The following is a 10,801-nucleotide window of genomic DNA, read 5'->3' as shown; positions in this document are numbered from 1 at the left end:
GACCGTTTCGCGAAAAGGCACGCCCGGCCTGAGGGGCGTGCCTGACAACGAAATGTCTATTGCTCTGTGACCCCTGCAGGCATGGCCTGGTTCGGCGTCCGGCCATAACCGGTCTCCAGCGGGACTCCCAGCCGCCCGGCATATTTGAGGGCAGCAACCCCGACCAGGGCGGACATGACCGAACCGAGAAGGACACCGATCCGGACCTGATCCAGCTGCTCGCCGCCTTCAAAGGCAAGCATGCCGATGAAAAGGCTCATGGTGAAACCGATACCCGTCAGGCACGCCACGCCGTAGATATGCATCCAGTTCGTGCCCGTGGGACGTTTGGCCAGCCCCGTTTTCACAGCGAGATACGTGGCCCCGAACACCCCGATCTGCTTGCCAGCAAACAGACCCGCAGCAACACCCAGCGTGACCGGCGCCATGAGGTCTTCCGGAGCAAGATTGGTCAGGGAAACACCCGCATTGGCAAAGGCGAAGACCGGCAGGACACCAAAGGCAACCCAGGGATGGAGGCCATGCTCAAGCCTGTGCAGCGGCGACTGGCTGTCAGGCCTGGCGCCATGGATAGGAATGGCAAGCGCTGTCAGGACGCCTGCAAGCGTTGCGTGCACACCGGATTTGAGCACGCAGACCCAGATGAAGACGCCGATCAACGCATAGGGCGTAATCGTCTTCACACCCAGCCGGTTGAGCGCGACCAAACCGGCAAGACCAATGCTCGCCAGCCCGAGTGCCTCAATCGAGAGATCCGAGGTGTAGAAGAGCGCAATGACCGTGATCGCGCCCAGATCGTCGATGATCGCAATCGCGAGCAGGAACACCTTCAGCGACACCGGTACCGCGCGGCCCAGAAGCATGAGAACGCCAAGCGCAAACGCAATATCGGTCGCCGCCGGGATCGCCCAGCCATTCATGGTCTCAGGCGATGAGGCGTTCAGAAGAACATAGATAAGCGCGGGGCCCGCCATGCCGCCAATGGCAGCCACGAGAGGCAGGGCCGCCTTGTCGAAACTGGAAAGCTCTCCCTGCAGGATCTCGCGTTTGATCTCGAGACCGATCAGGAAGAAGAAGATCGCCATGAGGCCGTCATTCACCCAGAGCAGAAGCGGCTTGGCAATCTCCAGAGCCCCGATCTGGACCGCAACCGGCGTCCCCAGGAGCGCGCCATAAAGTCCGCTCAGCATCGAGTTGCTGGCAATCAGCGCCAGAACGGCTGCAGCCATCAGCAGAATACCGGCTGAGGCCTCCAGCTTCAGAAAGTTTTGAATTCGCGCGACAATAATCGACATAAGAAGGTCTCGTTCGAAAAGTTGCGGCAGCTGGCACGGTGTGCCTCCCCGCTGCCCGATTGGCTAAAACGGCTCTACCAGTCCCAGTCGGAGATCTCGTCTCTCCGCCGGCGTCGGGCGGCCCGATCACGACGTTTCGTTGAGGTCTTCCGATGCCGCTCCAGACCAGCTTCGTCGCCCAGGACGACGTCGGAAAACTGCGCGAATATGTTCAGCAGCCACTTCATTCTCTTTCATCCTTACTCGGCTTTGGGAGAGGATATGGACGCGCCGAATGATCCGCTCCAATCGCTTGTTTCTCTACAATGCATAGGATTTAGCTATGTATCTGCGCCAAAACGGTAGACTTCCCTGCAGCACTCACCGGGTCAACGCCCCGGTCAGCCTGGTTTTTAGATTTCACTATCAAACTAATAGGTTTTACCTATGCTCGTCCACGTCGCGCCAACTCGTCAGATTGTCGAGCGCAGACCGCACACTCAGGATAAGTGTCTCGCGTTCGCGAACAGGACCGAAATACCGGAATTTGCAAAGATACCAGTGATGCCCTGCCTCATCTGTTACGGCGGAGGGCTTTTCCAAAAGCTCAACAGGCGCCCAGCTCACAAGCGTTTCTACGTGATAGGCCAGATTTTCCGGGGATCTGGCCCAGTCGGCCAGCCGCCAGAATTCGTCGGCAGAGAGAGATGCGCGAACGGGATTATCTGTCTGTGTTCGCTCGACGACCGGTTTGAGACGTCTCGTATTGACCGGCGGAGAGCCCTCTGCTGCGTGGGCATGTACAGGTCTCATAATAGCCTCCGTGTTTACGGAGCCTAAACTAGGTAACCGGCGTCAATCGGATAAATTCAAATTATCTTGTTTTCGCATAGGACAATCCAATCATCGCCCATCATCATCGCCTGCCCAGAAGAATAGAGGCCGCGCCAGCCCGCAATTCCTCGGCAAGCTTCAACAGCCTGTCCTTTAATGGTGAGGTCCGCCGCCAGATGAGGGAGATATCGCGGCGCGCCAGCGGATCGTCGATCCGTCTTACAACCAGATCCGGGTCACGCCGCGCTTCGGTCAGGGCATAAAGACTGGGAAAGACGGCAACGCCCGCCCCCATTTCGGCCATCTGGCGGATCGCATCCAGACTGGTGCCTTCATATTCGCTGCTGACATGCGCGCCGGCCGCTTCGGCGATTGTCTGGATCCGGTGGCTCAGCCGGTCCCCATGCCCAAGAGAAATAAGCTGGCAGCCCTTGAGGTCTGCCAGTCGGACATCGCCCGCGCTCTGCGCGATTGGGTCATCGGGCGCGGCGCACACCCATAGACTTTCTTCAAAGAGATGCGTGCGCTCCTCATTTTCATGATCCTCGGCTGTCGAAATAATCGTGTCAAATTGCCCATCATGCAGATGGGTTTCGAGATCGATCGTGCGCTCCTCCCTGACGCTGAGGCGGAAGTCGGGATATTCGGCGTGTAGATGGCGTGTGACCCCTGGCAGCAGGTAAGGCCCTATGGTCGGCAGCACGCCGAGCCGGATTCGTCCCGTCAGCGCCTGGCCGTCTGCCGAAAGGACGGCCTTCAGATCCTCCACGTCGCGCAGGATCAACCGCGCCCGGCGCACCGCTTCCTCCCCGAGCGGGGTGAGCAAGGCACCATGGCGGCCCCGCTCGATCAGGACACTTCCCAGATACTCTTCCATGTCAGCGATCTGCGCCGAGAGGCTGGGCTGGCTGACATTGGTCCGCTTGGCCGCATCGCCGAATTTTCCCGTCTCGGCGATGGCAACAAGATACTGAAGCTGTCTGAGGGTCGGACGCATGGATAAGTTAAACCTATAAAAACGAGAGCAAATAACGTTTAGACCTATTTCGGGTGGGAGTCCATATTCAGCTTGTCCGCAAGGAGCGGACTTGAACATGGAGACAGAAATGAAAAACCCGCAGTCGCCCACCCCCAGCATTGGCATGGCCAAGGCCGGTACGCTGGCACTGCCACCGCTCAAGCCAAGCTTTCTGCGCCGGCTCTGGCGCGAACGCCGGGCGCGACGTTACGCAGGCGCCCGCCTGTAGCCTGAGCCCTGAACCTGATGGGCTGGTGATACCCCGCCTCTCACCCCGAACCAGCCCACACACCGCCCGGACCACCTGTCCGGGCGGTTTTTTTTGGCCGGTCACGCTGCGGCCTCTTTCTGCGGGATTTTATCGCTCTGCCCAAAAGCCTCTTCCCACTTTCCGTTGCCGCCATAGCGCCAGCGAAGTGCGCCCGCCTCGTCCATGGCGAAAAGGTGCAGCCAGTGATTGTCGAACAGGTCCTTGACCGACGGATGCGCTTCCAGCACCTCAGCAATCGCCTCGCAGGGCGCTTCCACGCAGACAGACAGACGGCTGGGCGTATGCCGGAAGCTCTGTCCATCGCTGACAGATTGCAGAGGCAGGCCTGCGCGCAGAAGCCCTCCATTGCCTTCCAGCACACCCACACCGCCCACCACATTATGCAGGAGCTTGTTGCCGGCTCCGAAAAGGCCCGGCGCCACTGTAGACCCGTAATATTGAAGGCTGATCCAGCTTGCGACAACGACCGGCGCGGTGAGAATGAGTTCAAGCACCTTGAAGTCCCTGTCCTGGCGCCAGTCATATGAGTGCAGGAAGGACCGCCCGCCAAACGACTTGCCAAGCGTGCGCGAACGCGGGGCCGCAATGAAGGCATTACACCCGGCCAGCCCCCACTCGGGCCGCGTCTGCGACCAGCTGCGCCCGATCGCCTTGAGCGCGGCCGGCTTCGGCCGGCCCGGCATGCCCAAGGCCCGCTCTGCCCGTGCCCGCTCACCTGCCTGGCTTAGGGCCGCTTTCGCATCAGCGAGGTCCTTGCCGTGCGAGCCTGGCACATCATCCTCGAAGAGGGAGACCGCGTCCGATGTCGTGTCATGCAGGGCGCCGATAAAGAACGTATCATCGGGAATGTCGATTTCACGTGGGCGCAAAGCTGCGCGGACCTCCGCGTCATTGAGCAGCCCTGCGAGCAGGCGTGCATTCACATCTCCGCTATACCCTCCGCAAGCCCCGCATTGGAGCGCGCTTTCATGTGGATTGTTGGTCACCTTCGCGCCATGCCCGGCAAGAATGACCAGTCTGGCGAAATCCGACGTGAGTGACATCGCACGCAGGATTGTTTCGGCCGCATCGGTCCTTGCATCCAGCCCCAACGCCGCATCGAACCTGGGCCGCGCGCTCTTGGTCTCGCTCTTCGGCTTGAGACCAAGGGCGCCCTGAAGGAGCTTTGGAATATAGATCGGTCCAGCCGATTCGACGAAAGCGAACGAGGAGACAGCGGCAAGCTTGAAGCGTCCCCAGGCCCGTACTGCGCGCAGCCGATAGCGCTTTGCCCGGTCTTCGGCCTGATTTTCTTGTGACGTTTCCGAGGAGTTCAATGCCGGATTGAGAAGCACCGGCAACCGGTTCTCAGCGACGTCTGAGGCGAATGAGCGATGTTCGATTCCCAGACCGAAGAACCCTGCAAACCCGACGGTTTCGATAGACGGGTCGGTGCCTTCGAGAGCGCGGCGGAAGGTTTCAGAGCGAACATCGATGCAGAAGGCCGCCTGCATCGAAGGCCTGTCCGGCGCATCAGACTGATCATCCGTTTCAGACATGATCTCACTCAGCCGGCGCTGCTCTGCGTGATCCAGCGCGAACTGGAGAATGTCAGAGAGCTGGCCGCGGCCAGTGTCTTGGTCTGCGTTCTCGCTCTCCCGGCAAAGACGCGCCCAGTCAGACTTCATCGCATCGGAAGAGGTCTCGTACGCATAGACCTCCCAGGCCAGGCGGACCGCCAGCATATCGCGCATGATGGGGTCGTGACCGCCTTTGAGCTCAGCCTGCCAGAGCTTCTGGCGCGCCAGCTGCGACCAGCCGCCAAGCTCCAGGAGGAGTTGCGCGAAGTAGCCCGCCGCGCCTCCCCCGAGTGATGCCGCTGCCCCCTCGATAAACAGGTCTGGCTCGGAAGGCAGCTCACCGACAAACTGGCAGAAGTCTTCCAGCCCAAGGATCTCCGGCGTCAGGTCGTTCAACGCAAAGTCACGCCAGGACCTCCAGGCGGGGCCCCGATCGGTAATCTGCCAGAGCGCCTGTCCTTCATCGAAATAGTTCGACGCCCATGCTGTAATCCGGTCAGCCGCGATGCCGTTTACGTCCTTGCCGGTGTGGCGGTCGGCAAGGTCGACCAGCGTTGGCCGTTTGGTCCGTGCCTTTTGCCCCGCACTGTCCCCCATCTGCTGTTTGACGTGTTCAGGGGTCAGGCCGCTATGCTCGGCGACAGCACTGATCGCCGATTGCAGGTCATCATCCGTTATCTCGCCTGTCTCTATGCGGTTCGCAAACCAGTGGCGCGGCATGACGAGCCTGTGCCCTGTCAGTGATGCCAGAAGGGCGCTCGCCTCTCCCAGAGATTGCTGCGCGCAGCCGAGAAACGGATTGACGGCAACGGTCGCCTCAAGAGGCCAGAGCGGCGGAATGAGCCTGATAGCTTCTTCGAGCTCACGCTTGATTGACGGGGTCTCGAAATGGGATTTAGCGGACATGTAGCCTATCCTTTCTGGTGATCGCTGGTGGTCTGCTGAGGGACGTCGAGGCGCCACCCGCCGAGGACCCGGTCCCAGACCGCATTGATGTAAAAGCCATTGTTCAGATGAACCCGCAGGCCCCGCACTGCCGGGTGGTTCGCCCAGTTCGGGAAGGTCGCCTGCGCGAACGCAGTCAGCCCGAAGCTGATCAAGGCAAGCGTGATCAGCGCCCATTCCAGACCATCCGGGGCGGGTGTGAGGGGAAGGCTCGCTTTGGTCAGGTGAAGACTGAGCGACTGGAGTGCGAAATAGGCGACCGTCACGGCGACGGCGTAGCCGGCGGTGTAGAGACTGAGCTGCCTTGGCGCCTTATCGGCAAAACCCTGCGCCAGCATATAGGCGACGCCGAACACCAGGATGGCGCCTAGCGCGACGGCTTGCGGGGATTTCCCCTCCAGACCGATAACGACGGCCGTCAGAGAATAGATCGCTATGGCCGTGACAAAGGATGCCGCAACTGCCTTGAGGCTGGGAACCGCAATCGGTCCCGGCCTGCGGATTGAAGCCACCTGTCTGACCGCATTGCCCGAGCTGAGAAAGGCGTGCGCCTTGTAGAGCGAATGAAGCACAATGTGCAGCAAGGCGAGCGGGAAAAGTGCCAGGCCACACTGGAAAATCATGAATCCCATCTGACTGATCGTGGACCAGGCAAGAGAGGTTTTGACCGCCGGTTGGGTCAGCATCACCAGCCCCGCAAAGAGGGCCGTGAACCCGCCCACGAGCACCAGGAGGGCCAGCACACCCGGCGCAAGAAGCATGACGTCGGCAAAGCGGATCAGCAGGAAGCCCCCGGCATTGATGATACCGGCATGAAGCAGGGCCGACACGGGCGTCGGCGTCTCCATGACTTCCGTCAGCCAGCCATGGAAAGGAAACTGAGCAGATTTCAGGATGGCAGCGCCCGCCAGCATCAGCGCCGCCAATGTTAGAGACAGGCTGTCCGCCCCTTCAAGGGCGCGCGCACCTTCGTTGATCGCGGCGATATCGCCCGTACCGAAGTGGAGCCAGAGGATGAGACCTGAAGCCACCAGGAAGACGTCCCCCATGCGGGCAAACAGGAACTTCTTCCGTGCCGCCCGCTGCGCGCCGCGCCGCTCAGGATAGAAGAGGAGGAGTTTGTGAAGGAAGAAACTGGTCGCGAACCAGAAAACCGCCAGTTGGATCACATGACCCGACTGAACCAGCATCAGGACTGAGGCCATGGCGAGCGACAGCCATGCGGTAAATTCCCCCTGCCGGGCTTCGCCTTCCAGATACCGGCCGCTGAAGGCAAGCACGATGGCACCGACAAAGCCAACAAGGGCCACAAGCGTCGCGCTGACGACGTCGAAGCGAAGGTGAAGAAGCTCGATACCCCCCAGGGACAGGATCAGACTCTGCGGTCCGGAAACGAAGTAAAGTGCAAAACTGAACGCCGACACCGTCCCCACCCCCCATGAAAGGGCTGGCAAGAGCTTCCGGAAGGGCGGGTAAGGCGCTGGCTGCAGAAGGCCGGTGACGGCAATCGCGACGAGCAGGCCAACGGGGATCAGTAACAGGATCAGAGTTAGCGACATGCCGATGTCTCCTTGTTCATCGGCGCTGGGCTAACAAAGCCATATCATTTAGTATAATACAATATAACTTGTATATCGTTCTATTTTGGAGAACGTTTGTGCTGAACTACAACCACCTTCGCTATTTCTGGATCGTGGCCCGTGAGGGCAATCTTACCCGCGCGGCGGAGGCGCTGAACCTGTCGCAATCGGCCTTGTCCACACAGATACGAAAGCTGGAAGACAGCCTTGGGCATGACCTGTTTGAACGCCGGGGGCGCTCGCTCGTCCTGACAGAGGCCGGGCAGATCGCGCTTGATCACTCTGACGCCATCTTTTCGTCCGGAGAGGAAATGATCGGCCGCCTGCGCCAGGCAGGACGCCAGCAGAAAACGATCCTGCGCGTCGGCGCACTGTCCACCCTGTCACGCAACTTCCAGATCGGCTTCCTGCGGCCCGCAGTCCAGAACCCCGACGTCGAAGTGATCATCCGTTCTGGCACAATCGCCGAACTGCTCGCCCATCTGGAAGCGCACCGGCTCGATGTCGTGCTGGTCAATCAGGTCCCCTTGAGGGATTCGGCCACAAAGTGGTCGTCGCGTCTCCTCGCTGAGCAGGAAATCAGCCTTGTCGGTACACCGGACCGCCTTGGCGGCCGGACAGACCTTGCGGGCCTGCTCTCCAGTGAGCCCGTCATTCTGCCGACGGCAGACAGCGGCTACCGAAACGGCGTGGACGTCCTGTTCGAGCAGCTGGACCTCTCACCTACAATTGCCGCCGAGGTCGATGATATGGCGATGATGCGCCTTCTCACCCGCGAGGATATCGGCCTTGCCATCCTGCCCCCCATCGTTGTCACCGATGAACTGGCCAATGGCCGCCTTGCCGAAGCCTGCCAGCTCAGCAGCGTCCGCGAGACCTTCTCCGCGATCACCATGAAGAAGCGGCTTCCCAACCCTGCCCTGGAATTGCTGTTCAGTGAGGAGGCCAGCGACGGGCCCATATAAAAAAAACGGGCGGCGCGGACTTGCCACGCCACCCGGTCTTTATGTTGCGCATTCAGCGTCCGCTCAGGCGGCGGCTTGGATGTCGACCAGCTTGAGCGCGAAGTTCAGGTCTTCGCCGGCCAGCGGGTGATTGGCGTCGGCCGTCACGGTTTCATCGCCGACAGCGGTGATGGTCAGATTGACCGTCGAACCATCCTGCTGCTGCGCCGCCAGCGTCATGCCCGGCTCCGGCGCGGTTTCAGCCGGCAGCTGCTCGCGCGGGATTTCGATCAGCATCTCTTCGCGGCGCGGTCCGAACGCATTGTCGGAGCTTACCGTGACTGTCTGCTCGCTGCCGACTTCCATACCATCGAGAGCGGCTTCGACTTCGGGAAAGATCTGCGCTTCCCCAATCTTCACAGCGACCGGCTGGTTGTCTTCGGTCTTGCCGACAATACGGCCATCGGCTGTCTGAACGGTGTAATCAATGAGGACGGTATCGCCCTTTGTTGCGGCTGCCATTAGGTAATCCTATCGTGTTTTTACAAGGTCGGGCACGTTCCAGACGTCGCCCGGGGCGCGGCGCTCGCGCCTCTGCTCACCGCCAGTGGTCGCAAGCTGGGCCCGGACTGTCAAATCGGCGCTGTTTTACCTGCCAAAGTCTTTTCGCACCGCAACAAAAGAAAAGCCTGCGCCAGAGCTGGCGCAGGCTGGAAGTAAACAGTGCAACCGCGTCGTTTAGGCGACGTTCTCAAACTGGTTCATGGTGTTGTGGGCCCCGCTCGCTTTCAGGGCGCGCTCGCCGGCAACCATTTCCTTGAACGTATCGCCAAGGTCAGAGCCGACTTCGTGCTGGTGCTTCACAGCCGACACGCCGCCCCGGATTTCGCGGCGCTGGATGGTCTGCACATAGGCCGCCATCTTGTCCTCGCCGAAATACCCTTTCGACAGCTCGTCCATGGCAAAGGCCGTCATGTGGAAGGTCGGCAGGGTGATCAGGTTATGGAACACCCCAGCCCGGTCAGAGATGTCGTACTGGAAGCGTTTCAGCCTTGCATCGGTTTCCTGGCCAAGCTCGGTCTCATCGAAACGCGCGGACATGAGTTCAGCCTCAGGATAGTCCTCGCCATTGATCCGGCCTGCCGCAATCCAGTCGGCCCGGACCTGCTTGCGCAGGTTGAGCGTCCAGTTGAAGCTCGGGCTGTTATTATAGGTCAGCTTCGCGTCCGGAACGACCTCCTTGATCCGGTTCACCATGCCCGCAATGATGTCGACATTCGGCGTATCGGTTTCGATCCAGAGAAGGTCTGCGCCGCCCAGGGTGAGGTTGGCGATACAATCCTCGACCACGCGGTCTGCGCCTGTGCCCTCGCGGAACTTGTAGAGGCCGTTGGCAAGGCGGACCGGCTTGACCAGCTTGCCATCAAGCTGGATCGCCGTGTCGCCATCCTGCAGCGGGTTTGCCGGCGTGATCTCTTCGGTTTCCAGCCATTTGATATAGTCGTGTGCAAGATCGCCAGCCGCCTTCGGAACGGGAAGCTTCTGCGTCAGGCCAGCCCCGAGGCTGTCCGTGCGCGCCACGATGACACCGTCATCGACGCCCAGCTCCTCAAAAGCCAGCCGGCACGCCTTCAGCTTCTCGATGAAATCCTCACGCGGCACCGTCACCTTGCCGTCCTGGTGCCCGCACTGCTTGGCGTCGGAGACCTGGTTCTCGATCTGGAGACAGCAAGCACCCGCCTTGATCATTTCCTTGGCCAGCAGATAGGTCGCATGCTCATTGCCGAAGCCTGCATCGATGTCCGCGATGATCGGCACGACATGGGATTCGAACGTGTCGATGCGCTGGATGATCGTTTCGATGACATCCTGGGGCTGGCCCTTTTGCCGGGCCGCCTTCAACTCGCGGAAGAGGTCGTTAAGCGCGACCTCGTCGGCCTGGCGCAGCGAGACGTAAATCTCCTCGATCAGGTCGGCCACGGCGGTTTTTTCATGCATGGACTGGTCCGGCTGGTGGCCGAAACGGTTGCGCAGGCCGGCGACCATCCAGCCGGAGAGATAGACATAGGTCCCCTTCGCCGTGCCGCGCATCCGCTTGACGGACTTGATCATCTGCTGGGCATGGAAGCCCGACCAGCAGCCGAGCGACTGGGTGAACTTCGAATGATCCTGGTCATAGGCCGCCATATCGGCGCGCATGACGCCGGCCATGCTGCGGGCAATGTCGAGATGGGTGGAATAGGTGTTCTGGATCTTGAGCTGGACGATATCGTCAACGCTGATTCCGGCCGGCGTCTGGCCATCAGGGTAACGGCGCAGCACCTCTTCGCGAAGCTGGGCATAGGTCGGGCGTGTGGACATTGTGTGTCTCCTCTT

General features: G+C 60.6%; 10 protein-coding genes. 2 read left to right on the top strand and 8 right to left on the bottom strand.

The genetic code is table 11. The annotated features are described in order from the left end of the window. Positions 1-56: 56 nt before the first annotated feature. The 4 genes from nhaA to ABNU55_RS00620 all read right to left on the bottom strand — a co-directional run bounded on the left by nhaA (position 57) and on the right by ABNU55_RS00620 (position 3,105). A complete protein-coding gene (nhaA, locus tag ABNU55_RS00635) occupies positions 57-1,295 on the bottom strand; it encodes a Na+/H+ antiporter NhaA (protein WP_290751827.1) in 1,239 nt (412 codons plus the stop codon). A gap of 74 nt (positions 1,296-1,369) precedes the next feature. Beyond that, positions 1,370-1,522, bottom strand: coding sequence for a hypothetical protein (locus ABNU55_RS00630; protein ID WP_290751824.1), 153 nt, complete (start codon positions 1,520-1,522; stop codon positions 1,370-1,372). A 193-nt stretch (positions 1,523-1,715) separates the two neighbouring features. Next, a complete protein-coding gene (locus ABNU55_RS00625) occupies positions 1,716-2,087 on the bottom strand; it encodes a hypothetical protein (protein WP_290751821.1) in 372 nt (123 codons plus the stop codon). A 103-nt stretch (positions 2,088-2,190) separates the two neighbouring features. Then, positions 2,191-3,105, bottom strand: a complete 915-nt coding sequence (locus tag ABNU55_RS00620; RefSeq protein WP_290751817.1) for a hydrogen peroxide-inducible genes activator — start codon at positions 3,103-3,105, stop codon at positions 2,191-2,193. A gap of 109 nt (positions 3,106-3,214) precedes the next feature. Between ABNU55_RS00620 and ABNU55_RS00615 the strand changes: the two genes are divergently transcribed. Then, the gene (locus ABNU55_RS00615; RefSeq protein ID WP_290751814.1) at positions 3,215-3,355 is read left to right on the top strand and encodes a hypothetical protein; all 141 of its coding nucleotides are present in this window, start codon (positions 3,215-3,217) and stop codon (positions 3,353-3,355) included. Positions 3,356-3,456: 101 nt separating this feature from the next. Here the strand turns inward: ABNU55_RS00615 and ABNU55_RS00610 are convergent, their stop codons facing one another. Both ABNU55_RS00610 and ABNU55_RS00605 read right to left on the bottom strand, forming a co-directional pair. After that, entirely contained in the window at positions 3,457-5,862 is a 2,406-nt protein-coding gene (locus tag ABNU55_RS00610) for a DUF2309 domain-containing protein (RefSeq protein WP_290751812.1), read from the bottom strand. 5 nt (positions 5,863-5,867) lie between these two features. Beyond that, entirely contained in the window at positions 5,868-7,460 is a 1,593-nt protein-coding gene (locus ABNU55_RS00605) for a proton-conducting transporter membrane subunit (protein ID WP_290751809.1), read from the bottom strand. A gap of 98 nt (positions 7,461-7,558) precedes the next feature. On the opposite strand from ABNU55_RS00605, the gene ABNU55_RS00600 reads away from it, so the two are divergent. Continuing rightward, positions 7,559-8,446, top strand: a complete 888-nt coding sequence (locus tag ABNU55_RS00600; RefSeq protein ID WP_290751806.1) for a LysR family transcriptional regulator — start codon at positions 7,559-7,561, stop codon at positions 8,444-8,446. A 63-nt stretch (positions 8,447-8,509) separates the two neighbouring features. Here the strand turns inward: ABNU55_RS00600 and ABNU55_RS00595 are convergent, their stop codons facing one another. Continuing rightward, positions 8,510-8,947: a peptidylprolyl isomerase gene (locus ABNU55_RS00595; protein WP_290751804.1), complete on the bottom strand. Its 438-nt coding sequence runs from the start codon at positions 8,945-8,947 to the stop codon at positions 8,510-8,512. Positions 8,948-9,163: 216 nt separating this feature from the next. Continuing rightward, positions 9,164-10,786: an isocitrate lyase gene (locus tag ABNU55_RS00590; RefSeq protein ID WP_290751801.1), complete on the bottom strand. Its 1,623-nt coding sequence runs from the start codon at positions 10,784-10,786 to the stop codon at positions 9,164-9,166. Positions 10,787-10,801 lie beyond the last annotated feature (15 nt).

Source organism: uncultured Henriciella sp. (assembly GCF_964005855.1).
In the GTDB taxonomy this organism is placed as follows: Bacteria; Pseudomonadota; Alphaproteobacteria; order Caulobacterales; family Hyphomonadaceae; genus Henriciella.
The sequence above is the reverse complement of the archived record's forward strand: the minus strand, read 5'-3'. Positions and strand labels throughout refer to the sequence as shown.